Genomic DNA, 15,725 nt, shown 5'->3' on the forward strand with positions numbered 1-15,725 from the left:
AGACGATGAGGTAGATAGGTCATGGGTGGAAGCACGGCGACGTGTGGAGCTGAATGATACTAATCGGTCGAGGCTTTGATCTAGTCTAATGGTTTGTGTGAATTGATGAGTCTTCAGTTTTCAGGGAACAACCCTGAAATGGATTGACACGCCCTTGGGGCGATGTTAATATTCTTTTGTCTGGTGGCGATAGCGAAGCGGCCACACCCGTTCCCATGCCGAACACGGAAGTTAAGCGCTTCAGCGCCGAAAGTAGTTGGGGGTCTCCCCCTGTGAGGATAGGACGCTGCCAGGCAAGATCGTTCCGCAATAGCTCAGTGGTAGAGCAACCGGCTGTTAACCGGTAGGTCGTAGGTTCAAATCCTACTTGCGGAGCCAATTAAGGCCCGTTGGTCAAGCGGTTAAGACACCGCCCTTTCACGGCGGTAACACGGGTTCGAATCCCGTACGGGTCACCATTTGGAGGATTAGCTCAGCTGGGAGAGCACCTGCCTTACAAGCAGGGGGTCGGCGGTTCGATCCCGTCATCCTCCACCATCTTTTTAATAAATAATCAAACCATATATGCCGGTGTAGCTCAGTTGGTAGAGCATCTGACTTGTAATCAGAGGGTCGAGGGTTCGAATCCTTTCGCCGGCACTCCTTGGGGGGGTAGCGAAGTGGCTAAACGCGGCGGACTGTAAATCCGCTCCCTCGGGTTCGGCGGTTCGAATCCGCCCCCCCCCACCAGGTTTGAGCCATTAGCTCAGTTGGTAGAGCATCTGACTTTTAATCAGAGGGTCGCAGGTTCGAGCCCTGCATGGCTCATTTTTATGCGGAAGTAGTTCAGTGGTAGAATACGACCTTGCCAAGGTCGGGGTCGCGGGTTCGAATCCCGTCTTCCGCTCCATATTATTCCCTTGACGGGGCCTTAGCTCAGCTGGGAGAGCGCCTGCCTTGCACGCAGGAGGTCAGCGGTTCGATCCCGCTAGGCTCCACCATTTGTTTTTTTCTTAAGTTACTTATGACTTAAGTTTTTTTTTGCCTAAATCCATGAACCATTCACTTGAGAGTACAGAGAAAGGCAGCCTGCCACCATTCAGGCTGCCTTTTTGTATGTTTATTCATCATTGTGTGAAGTTGAACCACGAGTTTGGTAGCGTTTACAATGAAGCTATAAACGTTCAAGGGGGAATGGGGATGAATTGGTCATATATTGAAGTACCGCTACGTTATGGACAGGGGAAACATGGCGTAGAACAAGGTCCATCAAAATTACGGACACTCGGATTGGAAACACTATTGCCAGCAGAAACGAAGCAACAGACGATCCGTGTCTTACCTGAATCTGAAATGATTAACAGTGAAGAGCATTTGAAGCGGGTAGATGGAGTCTTATACACGGTCCAAGAACTCGCGGAGGTCGTCGATGCAGACATTCAAGCGAAGCGATTCCCGTTGATCGTTGGGGGCGATCACAGCATGGCAATCGGAACGCTGGCGGGTCTTGCCAAAACGGGGCCATACGGTGTCATCTGGGTCGATGCGCACGCTGACCTGAACACGGGTGAGACCTCACCATCGGGCAATATTCATGGGATGCCACTTGCTGCGGCGATGGGGATGGGAGATATCCGCCTGACTGAGGTCGGTGGACGTGAACCGAAACTCGCGCCCGAACATTTGGTCTATATGGCGCTTCGGGATATTGACGAAGGTGAAATTCGAGAGATCAATCGACTCGGTATTAAAGTCATCACAGTCGAAGAGATTCGGACACGGGGCGTCGACGTCATGATGGACGAGGCACTCGCTTATTTGCGCGCACGTGTGGACCGGTTCTATCTTAGCTTCGATATGGATAGCTTGGATGCGAAACTTGTTCCAGGTACCGGCACGCCAGTCGATCAAGGACTGACCGCCGAAGAAGGCAAAGCCATCTTGGCCGAAGTGATGAAGGCTGACGATTTGATTGCGGTCGAACTCGTAGAATTAAATCCATCGCTCGATCATGATGACACAACGGCCCAGTTGGCGTTCGAGTTATGTAAGACGATTTTGAAATCCAAAGAAAACCTGTTATTGGAAAGTGAAACTGTCTGACGACCTTACAGTTTCCAAGTCTGTTTGCTACAATGGACTTGGAAACTTTTTTTATTGTCATGCGATTTTAATGAAACCTACATAGAGACAAATCCGTATAGAAGGATGACCGCATAGGTTGCGGAGAGGGGAAGTGGACTGATGGAACGGCTGACCACCCGTTTAGTCGACGAATTAAGGTCGGGGAATCATGATTCGTTTGCTGAGCTGGTAGAACTGTACAAGGATGGTGTCTTTGCTGTCGCTTATAAGATATTATATGATCGAGGCGAAGCGGAAGATGCTGCCCAGGAGACGTTTATTCGGGCGTATACCCGAATCGATACGTATGATCCCCAGTACAAGTTCAAGACGTGGATTTACCGGATTGCGACAAACGTGGCAATCGACCGTCTGAGAAAGCGAAAGCCGGAATACTCAATGGATGCCGAGATTGCGGGCACCGATGGCTTGACCTATCAGGACCACTTGGCTGATGAAGCACCCCAACCCGACGCCCAAGTCGTTCATCGCGAAATTCGAGGTGAGATGCATGAAGCGATTAAACAGCTGCCCGACAAGTATCGGATTCCATTGCTGTTGAAATACGTGGATGACTTATCGCTGAAGGAAATTAGCGTCATGATCGATATGCCGGTTGCTACGGTTAAAACAAGGATCTTCCGGGGAAGAGAAATGTTAAAAACAATCTTTCAAAACAGGGAGGGGTTCAATTGACTCCTGAAGAAAAAGTACAACAATATTTGGAAGATGGCATCCTGCCCGAAGAATCTGACGAACTACGTCAATTGTTGGAGGACGATGAGTTATATGAAGCGTACCTCCACTACGAACGAATAGATGCCGAACTGAAGGCCTTACCACGGCCCAAACTATCCGATGATTTTACAGCCCGTGTCATGGCGTCCTTACCGGAAGCGAAAGCACGGGTCGAGGTCGCACCAGTGACTCGATTTGAAGAAAAAGTCCGGACGAAACAGAAACCACAATCTAAATGGATGACGTGGTTCCGTAAGCATCCAGGACTGATGGCGGCCGCTCTCTTCTTTAGTTTGATGTCGAGCGCGACACTTGGCTTATGGAATGAATCGACGGAGACGATGACATACACGAAAGTGCCGGGCATCGTTGTGACATCGAACGAGGTGGTCGTCCCACAAGGTGTAACCGTCGAGCGGGACATCACGGTGCAAGGCGGTGACCTCCGGATTGAAGGGACGGTCAACGGGAACGCGACGGCCGTAAATGGTCGGGCTTATCTGGCTAGCGCTGGAGAAGTCACGGGAGAACTCGAACAAATCGATCGGATGTTTGAGTGGATGTGGTATTCGTTCAAACAAATCTTCTAAAAGAGGGCGCCGGAGACGGCGTCTTTTTTGTTCGTTTCAATCTGGTTTCGTTTTATCGTCTGGCGATGCGTGGTTTCAGAAATGTGATATAATGTAATTTGCACGAATTGGCTAGGTAGTTGAGGAGGGGAGCATTTGCCGCTACTTGAACAGGTTTCATTCTTATCATTCTTTAGTCTTTCAGAAAACGTACATTGGTACGATTATTTGAATGACGTTTTAGATATTGTCGTCGTCACGTATGTCATCTATAAATTGATGATGATTGTACGTGGGACAAAAGCGGTCCAATTGATTAAAGGGATTTCCATCATCCTTGTCAGCTGGTTCCTCAGCGGATTCTTTGGGTTGAAGACGTTACAGTTCTTATTGAACCAGGTCATCACCTACGGATTACTTGGGATTATCATCATCTTCCAACCGGAACTCCGACGTGGGCTCGAGCATCTAGGGCGAACGAGTAACTTGTTCGGTCGCACGAGCACGAGTGACGAGGATAAACAGCGTCAAATGATTGAAGCGATTGTCAGCTCGGCACAATATATGTCAAAACGTCGCATCGGTGCGCTGATTGCGATTGAACGCGATACGGGATTGAATGAGTATGTCGAGACCGGGATCCGCATGGATTCACACATCACGTCACAACTGATTATCAACCTGTTCATTCCGAACACCCCGCTCCATGATGGGGCAATGATTATCCAAGATGGGAAAATTGCGGCAGCAGCCTGTTATTTACCATTGTCGGAAAGTCCACATATCGATAAAGCGCTAGGTACCCGACACCGGGCCGCCATCGGGGTCAGTGAAGTGACGGATAGCGTGACGCTCACCGTCTCTGAAGAAACAGGCGCCGTGTCGCTCGCGATTGCGGGACGTCTGTATCGAGAGTTGGATGAGGAGGGACTTCGTAATAAATTGATCCAAGAACTCGTTATTGAAGAAAAAGAGACGACACTCTCGTTCTTCAATAAAAAAGGGGGGGACAAGTAAGTGATTGATCAGTGGTTACAACATAAATGGTTTCTCCGCGTCATCGCACTTGCTTTAGCCATCCTACTTTATTTCATGGTCGCCGAGACGAGTTCGTCGACTAACTCCACAAACGCCCTCCCGATTGTCGGACAAAGTTCGATGACACTCGACGTTCCCGTCGAAGTGTTCTTCGATGAGGTGCAGTACGTGGCATATAACGTCCCAGAAGAAATGAGCGTCGAATTGCAAGGTCCGTCCAGCAGTTTGACGATGACCAAGTTGGTGAAAGATTATCAAGTCTTCGTCGATTTAACGAACCTTGGGACAGGCTTCCATCGCGTTCCGGTCGAGGCACGCGGCTTTGGCGGAGACGTCAACGTCGAACTCGAGCGGGATACGGTCGAAATCTATATTGACCGCAAACAGACGGTCGAAGTCCCGGTATCGGTCAACTTATTGAATAAAGACCAATTGCCAGAAGGAAAAGTGGTCGGTGACGCCGACATCGAACCGACGACAGTGAAAGTGTCGGGCGGTGCCAGTCGGATTCAAAACGTTCAAGAAATCACGTTAAACGTCGATGTCGCCAATCAAAGTCAAACGTTCACGCGTGAATTGACGCCAACGATTTTAGATGCCAATGGCAATCCGCTCAATGTTACCGTCGAACCGAACATCATCAGTGTGTCGGTCCAGGTCTACGAACAAAGTGCCGTCTTCCCGATTGAGGCGGTGACGACCGGTGACGTGGCCGATGACTTCAGACTCGTCGACACGTTGCTAGAAGAGACGGAAGTCCGTGTCTTTGCGCCACAAGACGTGCTCGATGCAATCGACACCGTCGAGACGGAGCCGATCGATTTAGACGGCATCGACAAGACCGGAAAAGTGACCGCAACGCTCGCCGTGCCGGAGGGTGCCTCATCGCTTGAGATGAAGCAAGTGGAAGTCCAATTGCTCGTTCGAGCGGCGGATGAGTCGCGAGACGACACGGGTGAATTGACGGAACGAGTCCGATTGACAGTACCTGTGACCGTACGAGGATATGACCGAACGAACTTTACGCTCCAAGCCCCTGAAGTGATCGGGGTCACCTTGTCCGGGAAGCGGTCCCTCTTAGAGAGCATCACGTCGAACAGTGTGAGTGTGACCTTGGATTTGACGGGCCTCCCGAGCGGGTTACACGGGGTCGACGTCGACTATGAAGTACCAAAAGGTGTGACCGTCGTCTCACCGAAGACAATCGACATCGAGTTAACGAGCGTCGATGAACAAACCGAAACGTCCTCGATTCAATGAGGCGTTCAATCATACAAAAGTGAGGAATTGAATTTATGGGTAAATATTTTGGAACTGATGGAGTCCGCGGTGTCGCGAACTCAGAATTGACAGCAGAGTTAGCATATCGTTTAGGTCGTGCGGGCGGCTACGTGTTATCGAAACACTTGCCAGCCGGCGAACAGCCAAAAGTATTGATTGGCCGTGACACACGCATTTCAGGTCATATGCTTGAAGGTGCGCTCATCGCGGGTCTCCTATCAATCGGAGCCGAAGTGATGCGTCTCGGCGTCATCTCGACGCCAGGTGTCGCTTATTTGACGAAGTCGCTCGATGCGACGGCTGGTGTCATGATCTCGGCATCGCACAACCCGGTAGCCGATAACGGCATCAAGTTCTTCGGTAGCGACGGCTTCAAGCTCGACGACGCGACAGAAGCGGAAATCGAAGCGATTTTGGATGCGGCGGAAGACACGTTGCCACGCCCGGTCGGAAAAGACCTCGGCTTTGTCTCAGACTACTACGAGGGTGCACAGAAGTACCTTCAAATGTTGAAACAGACGGTTGACGAAGATTTCGACGGTCTCCATATTGCCCTTGACTGCGCCCATGGTGCGACGAGCGGATTGGCAGCACGTCTGTTTGCTGACCTCGAAGCGAACGTCTCGACGATCGGCAACTCGCCGAACGGCTTGAACATCAACGAAGGTGTCGGCTCGACACACCCTGAGCATTTGGCACAGTTCGTTCGTGAAAAAGGAGCGGACATGGGTCTCGCCTTTGACGGCGACGGCGACCGCTTGATTGCAATCGATGAGAACGGTGATATCGTCGACGGCGATAAAATCATGTACATCTGCGGGAAGTACTTGAGCGAGAAAGGCCGTCTCAAAGACAACACGATTGTCGCGACGGTCATGAGTAACCTCGGCTTCCATAAAGCGGTTGAAGATGCTGGTATGACGGCGCTTCAGACGGCGGTCGGTGACCGTTATGTCGTCGAAGAGATGAAGAAACACAACTACACACTCGGTGGCGAGCAGTCGGGTCACCTCATCTTCCTCGACCACTCGACGACGGGAGACGGCATGCTCTCTGGCGTTCAACTCGCCCAAATCGTGAAGACGACAGGCCGCAAGCTATCAGAACTCGCGGCTGAGATGCCGGTCTACCCACAAAAACTCGTCAACATCCGTGTCACAGACAAAAACGAGGCGATGAACGGCGACCGCGTTCTCGCGACGATTCAAGAAGCGGAAGCAGAAATGAACGGCAACGGCCGCATCCTCGTCCGCGCTTCTGGTACGGAACCGCTCGTGCGCGTCATGGCGGAAGCACCGACATCAGAAGAGTGTGACCGTTATGTCGAACGAATTGCACAAGTTGTTCGCGAAGATTACGGTGTAGAAGGATAATTTTGTCGAAATAGGGAATAAAACAAGGGAATCCGTCTGCGGGTTCCCTTTTTGTTTCCGTTTTGTCACTGTGAAATTATGTGATTTTCTTGACGAATGGAGGTGTGATTTGTACTATTAAGAGCGTGCCCTTAGAAACGGAAGGACACCCAGTACGAAACAAGCGCCAGAACTCTACGGAGTTGACGAGGTTGGAGGTTATCGAGTTTTCGGCGGATGCCTCCTAGTCGCCTGTCACGACTACAAGCAAACCCTCAAAACGCCCGGGCGACCGGACGGCCAAAGGGGAGCGCGTTGACAGCTCTTAGAAAAAGCCCGTTTCCTTTTTCGAGAAATCGAAAATAAAGGGAGATTTTTGTATGTGTGGAATTGTAGGAATGATTGGGAACACCGGAGCGAAGGAAATCCTTCTCAAAGGTCTTGAAAAACTTGAGTACCGTGGTTATGACTCGGCAGGTCTTGCTTTGATGCATGATAACGTGAACGTGCATAAAGAAGTCGGCCGAATCGCTGCGCTACGCGAAGTCGTCCCAGCAGAAGTAGATGGCACGATCGGAATCGGTCACACACGTTGGGCGACACACGGCGTGCCGAGCGTCCCGAACGCCCACCCGCACCAGAGCACGACGGGCCGCTTCACGCTCGTCCACAACGGTGTCATCGAGAACGACGAGCAGATTAAGGCGACGCTCGACGTCCCGTTCCTCTCGGAGACGGACACGGAAGTCATCGTCCAGTTGATGGAGAAGAACTTCGTCGAACTTGGCGACGTCGAGGCGGCGTTCCGCAAGACGTTGGCTGAGCTCCACGGCTCGTACGCGATCGCGATGATCGACTCAGAGGATCAAGAGCGCCTCTACATCGGTAAGAACAAGTCACCACTCCTCGTCGGACTCGGCGACGGCACGTTCAACGTCGTGGCGTCTGACGCGATGGCGATGCTCCAAGTGACAGACCAGTACCTCGAGCTCCACGACGGCGAGATCGTCATCTTGACGCGCGAATCGGCGACGATCAAGACGCTCGACGGCGAGGTCCTCGAACGTGCCCCGTACACGGCCGAGATCGATGCGTCAGACATCGAGAAGGGCACGTACGCGCACTACATGTTGAAGGAGATGGACGAGCAACCGGCCGTCATCCGCAACATCATCCAGCACTACCAGAACGAGAACGGTGACATCGAGCTGACGGAAGGCGTGCGCTCGCTCGTCTCGGAAGCGGATCGCATCTACATCGTCGCTTGCGGTACGAGTTACCACGCTGGTCTTGTCGGCAAGCAATTGATTGAGCGCGTCGCAGGTGTGCCGACAGAAGTGCACGTCGCTTCTGAGTTCGGTTACAACATGCCACTCCTCACAGAGAAGCCGTTGTTCCTCTTTATCTCACAATCAGGTGAGACAGCGGACAGCCGTGCGGTCCTCGTCGAAGTGAAGAAGCGCGGCTACAAGGCGCTTACACTCACGAACGTTGCCGGTTCGACGCTCTCGCGTGAAGCGAACGAGACGATGCTCCTCCACGCCGGCCCGGAAATTGCGGTCGCATCGACGAAAGCATACACGGCCCAAATCGCCGTGCTCGCCATCCTCGCCTACGACATCGCTCGTGCGAACGGCAAGAAGCTTCCGTTTGACCTCATGACAGAGCTCGCGCGTATCGCGACGATCATGGACTCGGTCATGGCTCAAAAAGAAATCTTTGAGCAATTGGCAGACAAGTTCTTGAAAGAGTCACGCAACGCGTTCTTCCTCGGTCGCGGTATGGATTCATACGTCGGTCTCGAAGGTGCCCTCAAGCTCAAAGAGATCTCGTATATCCAAGCAGAAGGCTACCCAGGTGGTGAGCTCAAGCACGGACCAATCGCCTTGATTGAAGATGGCACACCGGTCATCACACTCGTCTCGCAACCGAACACGCACCTCAACATCCGCGGAAACATTAAGGAAGTTGTCGCTCGTGGTGCCGTTGCCTGCACGATTTCGATGGAAGGCATGGAACACGAGAGCGATGCTTTCGTATTGCCGCGTGTCGAACCACTTCTTACACCGCTCGTGACGGTGTTACCGCTTCAACTCATTTCTTATTACGCGGCACTTGCGCGTGATTGCGATGTCGACAAGCCACGTAACTTGGCGAAATCAGTCACAGTCGAATAAATGATAGGCCAAGATCTTTCGGGATCTTGGCTTTTTTTGTTGTGATTTACGTCATGCGAACCGGCTTGTATACTGAAGGTATAACGACTAAGGAGAGAACGCCATGCAAATCCAACTATTTGACACATTCATCCTGCCGGAGGACGTGCGTTCATAAGTTGGCCACCTCCTCCGATGATTCACTGTATTGGAACAATCCTATCGGAGGAATATACAATTGAAGATTCAACAGCTGTATTATGCAGTATCGAGTTCGCGTTCGCTCATCATACAGATGGTGTTCACGTTGAACGCCATCTATTATGTGATGACCGCCGAGTTGAATGCGTTACAACTCGTCTTGATCGGAACGATATTAGAAGTATCAATTTTACTATTTGAGCTACCGACCGGTCTCGTCGCCGATTTATATGGGCGGAAGCGGTCGATGGTCATCGGAATCGGTTTGATTGGACTGGCCCATTTGCTAGAAGGGGGCATCCCTGAATTTTGGGCCATCGCGGTCGCGTCAGCGTTATGGGGTATCGGCTGGACGTTCATCAGCGGGGCCGAACAGGCATGGATTGCCGATGAGATGGGGAATGACGGCTTAGAACAAGTGTTTTTGCGAGGTGCACAGTATAGCTCGCTCGGCCGCTTCGTCGGGATTGGGTTCGCCGTCCTCCTCGCTGAAGTCACGTCTGTCCAAATGACAATCGTGCTTGCCGGGGGGATGTTGGTGACGCTCGCGATCATCGCATGGCGCGTCTTGCCAGAGACGCGGTTCGAACCGATCACGCGAGCCGATACGTCGAATCTCGTGCAAGCGAAACGGACGGTTCGGGACGGATACACCCATATCCGTGGCAATTCGATTCTCGTCGGCTTGGCTGCCATCACGCTCGTCTGGGGTCTCGCTAGTGAAGGATTCGACCGGTTATGGGGCGCGCATTTGATTGAGACGTTCCAGTTGTCGGAACAGGCGGCCGTGTATTGGTTCGGCTTGTTCTATGCCGTCGCGTTTCTACTCAACATGTTGGTGTTGAAAGGTGTCGAGCTATACGTCAAAGGACGCTATGCGACGACCTTGTTTTGGTTCAACGTGCTGCTCATCATCGCGATGCTTGCTTTCGCCTCGGTCGGACAGTTTTGGTTGGCCGTGTTGCTGTATTGGACGATTGCGGCACTGCGTAACGTGCACTATCCGCTCATGAGCGTTATGACGAACGAGCGGCTCCCATCGAAAGGCCGGGCGACGATTTTGTCGATGTTCGGTCAGGTCGACGCGTTCGGTCAAGTCGCTGGGGGTCCGCTGATTGGATTGCTCGCCCTTTACACGTCGATTCAAGGAGGGCTTGGGGCAGCGGCGCTCTTGCTCCTCCCGATGTTGGTTTTCTTGAGAAAAATCAAGCACCATTGAGGCACAGACCGTCCCGTGATTCGTTTGGGGACGGTCTTTTTGTGACGATGTGGAGAATTCGATTGGAAACCGCCAACTAGAAAGAGAGAACTCGTTTCATAGTTGAAAAAGTGGTCAATAGGATAGTAGGACGCATAAAAGGGGATGAGCATCATGAACATTGTCCATGGAAGTCACCGGACGCATTGGGCAATCGGGTTGTTGATTGGTTTAGTGTCGTTCCTACTCAGCAGTTTCCTCTTCAGTCTCTTCATTGAAGCCGGTGTGCTCGTCACGTTCCTCACCGGTGTCGTCGGCAGCATCTTGTTGTTCTTATTGCTCGGTCACCGAGAACACTTGATTCGAAATGTCGGTTTGAGCACGATTGGCATGGTCGCCTCCATCTTGCTCGGGTTTGCGGTCGGTGAAACGTTCGCAGCCATCTTCCCGACGCTCGGTGACACGTACGGAAACACGGCATTCCTGATTATGGTGACGACGGCCTTCGGTACGATGCTCGGCGTCATCGTGTACGGGAAGAAGGCACTCGGCTTCTTCCTATTGGCCAGCTTCGTCACGGCACTCGTGTTGACCGTCTTGATTGAAGTCACGAACGTGATGCAAGGCCAGTTCTGGCAAGGGGTTGATTTGAATTACGTGCTCATCGTGACGACAATCGGAGCGGTGGCCGGTTTCGCGCTCGGACTATTCGAGGATGTGAAGCATGCGCATTAATTAAAAGATCGCCGCGAGGCGGTCTTTTAATGTGTCAAAGCGATAACAAATCATCGTATCGGTCTCAAAAACGTCTCATCACCTTAGCAGCAGGGTAACGTATACACATAAAGACGTAAGGGAGAGATTCGATGAGACAGAAAAAATGGATGACGGGTTTGAGCGCGATGTTGCTCGCGACGACTTTGGCAGCTTGTGGAGATGCCGAGGAGGAGCAGACGAGCGACTCGACAGAAGAACATTCGGACCATTCGATGATGGACCATTCGGGATCAGGAGAGGTGCCGAGCGGGTTAAGTGAAGCGACAGATCCGACGTTCCCGGTCGGGTCGACCGCGATGATGACGGCCGACCATATGCCGGGCATGGATGGCACCGAGGCGATAATCGTCGGTGCATATGACACGACCGTCTATTCGGTCTCTTATACCCCGAGGGATGGGGGCAATCCGGTCGAGGATCACAAGTGGGTCATTCACGAAGAACTCGACAATCCAGGCGAGGCACCGTTAGAAGAAGGGACCGAAGCCACTCTGGCCACAGACCATATGGACGGGATGGACGGCGCCGAGGCGACGATTGATTCGGCCGAACAGACGACGGTGTATATGGTCGACTTCACGACAAACGACGGGGAAGACGTCACGAACCACAAATGGGTCACAGAGGATGAACTCGAAGCCCTAAAATAAAGATCAACCTCAGGATATCCTGAGGTTTTTATTTATTAACGACGATTATTTATTGATAAACGATAAAAACAGATTATGATGAAGGTATCAAACGAGGTGAGGTGTCTGAATCATGAAACGAGAGACGGTTTTTTTACGGTTGGCCGTATTCGTTCTGGCTGTCCCGATTGTGGCGGCCTGCTTGTTTTTGCTTCCGTACATTTGGCGCGAGGCGGTCGAGAGTGGGAGTTGGATTGAGGACTCGATTCGTCCGATTGTGATTGGTATGTATGTATCGGCCATCCCGTTCTTCATTGCGTTGTTCCAAGCGTTCATGCTGCTCCGGTTGATCGACCGCGACGAAGGGTTCTCGTATCGGGCTGTCCAATCACTCCGCACAATCAAGTATTGTGCGTTGGCAATCACGGCCGTCTATATCGGAACGCTCCCGTTCTTCTACTGGTTCGCCGAGCGAGATGATGCGCCTGGGTTCCTTCTCATCGGGCTCGTCTTTGTGTTTGCCGCGTTCGTCGTCGCCGTATTCGCGGAACTGTTACAGAAACTATTGAAGCGTGCCATCGACATGAAGCAAGAAAATGATTTGACGGTCTGAGGTGAGACATATGGCGATTATCGTAAATCTTGACGTAATGTTGGCGAAACGAAAGATGAGTGTGACCGAGCTGTCTGAAAAAGTGGGCATCACGATGGCGAACTTGTCGATTTTAAAGACCGGCAAAGCGAAAGCGATTCGTTTCTCGACGCTCGAAGCAATCTGTCAGGCGCTCGACTGTCAGCCGGGCGACATTTTAGAATATCGGGAAGATTGATGGACAGGGCGATTACCCTGTTTTTTTGTGGAGTTTGAAACATTTTCCATCACGTTGCGTATAAGACAGGAAAGAAGAACGAAAAGGGGAAACAAGATGATTCAGACATGGAATGAACGGGCGCGCGCCGCAGTAAAAGGGAAGACGGGTACATTGATTATCTGGTCATTTGTGTGCTCGATTGTATTAGAGATTGGATTGATGATGGATCCGTATTATTTCGGGTTCGAATATGATTCATTGGCACTCACTCTGATCAGTCTAGCGGGTCTCATCTTGTACGCGGGACTGCTCCCGGTCATCATCGGTTACAACTGGTTGATGTTAGAAACGGTCCGCGGGAAGTCGTCGTCGTTACGCGATGTCTTTACGCCGTTCCGACATCGCTACGGTAAACATTTGCTTGCCGGATTGCTCGTCATGTTGTTCCAAGTGCTATGGTCATTGTTACTACTTGTACCGGGCATCGTGAAGTACTTCTCGTACGCCTTCACCTTCTTTATCTTGCGCGACGAGCCCGATTTGTCCATCACAGAGGCGATCACGAAATCACGGACGTTGATGCGCGGACGAAAGTGGGATGCGTTCAAACTGATTTTGCCTTTCATCCCGATGTATCTAGTTGGTTGGATTTTTTTCATACAACTCGACATGATGTTTCTCGGATCGTGGATTTACCTCGTTGCCTTGACACTGATTCGCCCGTTCATCGTCAGCCGTTTCGCTGTCATGTATGAAGACACGCGCCGTGAGTATGATGAGCAATGGAATCGATCGGCGTGAAGCGCATCGGTTCCGGCGACGGGTCCTCGGTCATGATACAATCTTCCTGACAGAAGGGGGAATGGACATGAACATTGGTATTATTGGTGCCGGACTGAGCGGGATTGTCGCAGCACGCGACCTCGCCCGTTACGGTCATACAGTTGAATTGATTGAAAAGAGTCGGAGCGTCGGGGGACGCTTGGCGACGAGACGGATCGGAGACGGCAAAGCCGATCACGGGGCTGTCTATTTCACCGTACGAGGGGAAGAACTCAAACAAGATGTCGCCGACTGGCAGACGAAAGGGTGGGTCAACGTGTGGTACGCCGACCCGTATCCGCGCTACGTCGCCGTCGACGGGATGAACGTCTTGGCCAAACGGTTGGCTGACGGATTGACCGTCCATTTGAACGAACGGGTCGAGACGGTCACGACACGAGATGGTCAGGTCAGCGTCCAGACGGATGTGACGACGCGACAGTATGACCGTCTCCTCATCACGTCGCCGCTCCCGCAGACGCTCGACTTGCTCGCAGATTTTCCGGTCGATGCGGCGTTACGTGAATTGACGTACGCCCCGACGTTTGTCGGTTTGTTCGAATTGGCAAGCGATACTCCCATCGGTCCGGACGGGATTCTCGATACAGACTTGGCGCCGGGTATCTTGAAAGTCATCAACAACCGCCAAAAAGGCATCTCGGCGACCGAACTCGTCAGCGTCTATATGGACGAGTCGTGGAGCGAGGAGTGGTATGAACGAGCGGACGAAGACACGCTTCGTGAGATTGAGCGCCTGTTGCAAACGGTGACAGGGTCGGCGGTGATTCAATCGAGGCAGTTGAAACGGTGGCGCTATGCGCAGGCGACCGACGTCTGGAACGAGCCTTACCATCGATTGCGTGACGAGCCGATTTTCTTGGCCGGTGACGTCTTCCTCGAGCCGGATGACGCTTCAGGCCGGACTCGGTTCGAGAGCGCGTACGTCTCAGGACTCCGTGTCGCGGAAGCGATGCGCTAAACCTTCTTCGGAAGGTTTTTTTCATGACCGTGCCGAATAGTCAGACATATGAATTGGAGAGGGGAATCAGACATGGGGATGGTTGGCGCATACATGCGGGTATCGGTCGAAGAGTTGACAGCACTGCTTCAAGAGCCGGAGCGTTTCGAGCAACTGTTAGAAGATGAGGAACGACAGACCGATATCGATAAGGCGTGGCACGGTCTTTACTTTTTATTGACCGGGGCGACCGATTTGAACGAGATCGACCGTCATTCGCTCGGGAAGGCAGTCTTCGGAGGGGATGTCATCGACGAAGAGACGGGCATCGCCTATTTGATGCCGGGAGAAGTCGAGGACTTGTCGACCCGACTTCAATACATCGAGCTGGAGGCGCTAGAAGCGCGTTACGATGTCACGACGATGAATGAGCAGGAACTGTACCCATTTGAACGGGAGTGGGGACTCGAGGAAAAACAGTACTTATTGGACCAGTTCGATGAGTTGAAACGTGTCTTCGCCCAGGCGTCGAGACAGCGGGAGGCGCTCGTCACATGGATCGGGTAAGCGTAAAGGCGTTACGTCTTCAAGATGAGGCGTTGCTGTATGAGTTCGAGTGCGAGAATCGCACGTATTTCGAGCGTTCGGTTCCGAGCCGAGGCGACACCTACTATGAGCCGGAATCATTCCATCAGGCGTTGCAGCAACTATTGAGCGAGCAGACGAACGGGGACGGGTACTATTACTTGATTTGGCGCGACGACACAATCGTCGGGCGTCTGAACGTTCATCATACCGATGCCGACACTGGCGAGGTCGGTTACCGGGTCGGAGCGGGGCATGGGGGACGCGGGTATGCCACGGCGGCCCTGCGACAATTGTTGACGTTCAAGTTGCCTGGATTCAATCGATTGAGAGCCGAGACGACAAGCGACAATGTGGCGTCCCAACATGTATTAAGGGGTGCCGGTTTTATCCATGATGGCGAGGCACGACAGATGGAATGGGAAGGACAAACGCTGACGTTTTATACGTATGTATATCCACTCGACCGATGAAGGAGCGACTTCATCGGTCGTTTTAGTTGACCG

At 52.2% G+C, this 15,725-nt stretch carries 16 protein-coding genes, 8 tRNA genes and 2 rRNA genes; all 26 read left to right on the plus strand.

Annotation, left to right across the window (positions count from 1 at the left end; all coding sequences use genetic code 11):
* Nucleotides 1–83: ribosomal RNA gene (locus tag KNP68_RS02265) — 23S ribosomal RNA — on the plus strand; the annotation flags it as partial.
* A gap of 96 nt (nt 84–179) precedes the next feature.
* Nucleotides 180–295, plus strand: a 5S ribosomal RNA gene (rrf, locus tag KNP68_RS02270).
* An 8-nt stretch (nt 296–303) separates the two neighbouring features.
* Nucleotides 304–378 (plus strand) — tRNA-Asn (locus tag KNP68_RS02275).
* Between the two features lie 5 nt (nt 379–383).
* Nucleotides 384–458: transfer RNA gene (locus KNP68_RS02280), tRNA-Glu, on the plus strand.
* Between the two features lie 3 nt (nt 459–461).
* A tRNA-Val gene (locus tag KNP68_RS02285) sits at nt 462–537 on the plus strand.
* Nucleotides 538–566: 29 nt separating this feature from the next.
* Nucleotides 567–639: transfer RNA gene (locus KNP68_RS02290), tRNA-Thr, on the plus strand.
* 6 nt (nt 640–645) lie between these two features.
* Nucleotides 646–729 (plus strand) — tRNA-Tyr (locus KNP68_RS02295).
* 5 nt (nt 730–734) lie between these two features.
* A tRNA-Lys gene (locus tag KNP68_RS02300) sits at nt 735–807 on the plus strand.
* Nucleotides 808–814: 7 nt separating this feature from the next.
* Nucleotides 815–889, plus strand: a tRNA-Gly gene (locus tag KNP68_RS02305).
* A 15-nt stretch (nt 890–904) separates the two neighbouring features.
* Nucleotides 905–980: transfer RNA gene (locus KNP68_RS02310), tRNA-Ala, on the plus strand.
* Between the two features lie 199 nt (nt 981–1,179).
* Nucleotides 1,180–2,082, plus strand: coding sequence for an arginase (rocF, locus tag KNP68_RS02315; protein WP_021065188.1), 903 nt, complete (start codon nt 1,180–1,182; stop codon nt 2,080–2,082).
* Nucleotides 2,083–2,223: 141 nt separating this feature from the next.
* Nucleotides 2,224–2,799, plus strand: coding sequence for an RNA polymerase sigma factor SigW (sigW, locus tag KNP68_RS02320; RefSeq protein WP_021065187.1), 576 nt, complete (start codon nt 2,224–2,226; stop codon nt 2,797–2,799).
* Nucleotides 2,796–3,431: a hypothetical protein gene (locus KNP68_RS02325; RefSeq protein WP_058765075.1), complete on the plus strand. Its 636-nt coding sequence runs from the start codon at nt 2,796–2,798 to the stop codon at nt 3,429–3,431. Before sigW ends, KNP68_RS02325 begins: the two co-directional genes overlap by 4 nt.
* Before the next feature lie 135 nt (nt 3,432–3,566).
* Nucleotides 3,567–4,427, plus strand: coding sequence for a diadenylate cyclase CdaA (gene cdaA, locus KNP68_RS02330; protein ID WP_021065185.1), 861 nt, complete (start codon nt 3,567–3,569; stop codon nt 4,425–4,427).
* Complete coding sequence (locus KNP68_RS02335) at nt 4,428–5,708, plus strand: CdaR family protein (RefSeq protein WP_131472108.1); 1,281 nt, start codon at nt 4,428–4,430, stop codon at nt 5,706–5,708. It abuts the gene before it with no gap.
* Between the two features lie 35 nt (nt 5,709–5,743).
* Nucleotides 5,744–7,102 (plus strand): phosphoglucosamine mutase, encoded by a 1,359-nt coding sequence (gene glmM / locus KNP68_RS02340; RefSeq protein ID WP_021065183.1) that lies wholly within the window; start codon nt 5,744–5,746, stop codon nt 7,100–7,102.
* Nucleotides 7,103–7,461: 359 nt separating this feature from the next.
* Nucleotides 7,462–9,258: a glutamine--fructose-6-phosphate transaminase (isomerizing) gene (gene glmS / locus KNP68_RS02345; RefSeq protein WP_214755952.1), complete on the plus strand. Its 1,797-nt coding sequence runs from the start codon at nt 7,462–7,464 to the stop codon at nt 9,256–9,258.
* A 217-nt stretch (nt 9,259–9,475) separates the two neighbouring features.
* On the plus strand, nt 9,476–10,657 hold the full coding sequence (locus KNP68_RS02350; protein WP_214755953.1) for an MFS transporter: 1,182 nt from the start codon (nt 9,476–9,478) through the stop codon (nt 10,655–10,657).
* A gap of 153 nt (nt 10,658–10,810) precedes the next feature.
* Nucleotides 10,811–11,371, plus strand: coding sequence for a hypothetical protein (locus KNP68_RS02355; RefSeq protein WP_131472116.1), 561 nt, complete (start codon nt 10,811–10,813; stop codon nt 11,369–11,371).
* Nucleotides 11,372–11,502: 131 nt separating this feature from the next.
* A complete protein-coding gene (locus KNP68_RS02360; protein WP_214755954.1) occupies nt 11,503–12,063 on the plus strand; it encodes a YdhK family protein in 561 nt (186 codons plus the stop codon).
* 112 nt (nt 12,064–12,175) lie between these two features.
* On the plus strand, nt 12,176–12,655 hold the full coding sequence (locus tag KNP68_RS02365; RefSeq protein WP_029594440.1) for a DUF2975 domain-containing protein: 480 nt from the start codon (nt 12,176–12,178) through the stop codon (nt 12,653–12,655).
* A 10-nt stretch (nt 12,656–12,665) separates the two neighbouring features.
* The gene (locus tag KNP68_RS02370; protein WP_029594441.1) at nt 12,666–12,872 is read left to right on the plus strand and encodes a helix-turn-helix domain-containing protein; all 207 of its coding nucleotides are present in this window, start codon (nt 12,666–12,668) and stop codon (nt 12,870–12,872) included.
* 96 nt (nt 12,873–12,968) lie between these two features.
* Nucleotides 12,969–13,655 (plus strand): DUF975 family protein, encoded by a 687-nt coding sequence (locus KNP68_RS02375; protein WP_214715840.1) that lies wholly within the window; start codon nt 12,969–12,971, stop codon nt 13,653–13,655.
* Between the two features lie 67 nt (nt 13,656–13,722).
* Entirely contained in the window at nt 13,723–14,655 is a 933-nt protein-coding gene (locus tag KNP68_RS02380; RefSeq protein WP_251131441.1) for an NAD(P)/FAD-dependent oxidoreductase, read from the plus strand.
* A 72-nt stretch (nt 14,656–14,727) separates the two neighbouring features.
* Nucleotides 14,728–15,201: a YfbM family protein gene (locus tag KNP68_RS02385; RefSeq protein WP_214755956.1), complete on the plus strand. Its 474-nt coding sequence runs from the start codon at nt 14,728–14,730 to the stop codon at nt 15,199–15,201.
* On the plus strand, nt 15,189–15,692 hold the full coding sequence (locus tag KNP68_RS02390; protein WP_214755957.1) for a GNAT family N-acetyltransferase: 504 nt from the start codon (nt 15,189–15,191) through the stop codon (nt 15,690–15,692). Before KNP68_RS02385 ends, KNP68_RS02390 begins: the two co-directional genes overlap by 13 nt.
* Nucleotides 15,693–15,725 lie beyond the last annotated feature (33 nt).

The sequence above is a fragment of the Exiguobacterium sp. s50 genome (genome assembly GCF_018618175.1).
In the GTDB taxonomy this organism is placed as follows: domain Bacteria; phylum Bacillota; class Bacilli; order Exiguobacteriales; family Exiguobacteriaceae; genus Exiguobacterium; species Exiguobacterium chiriqhucha.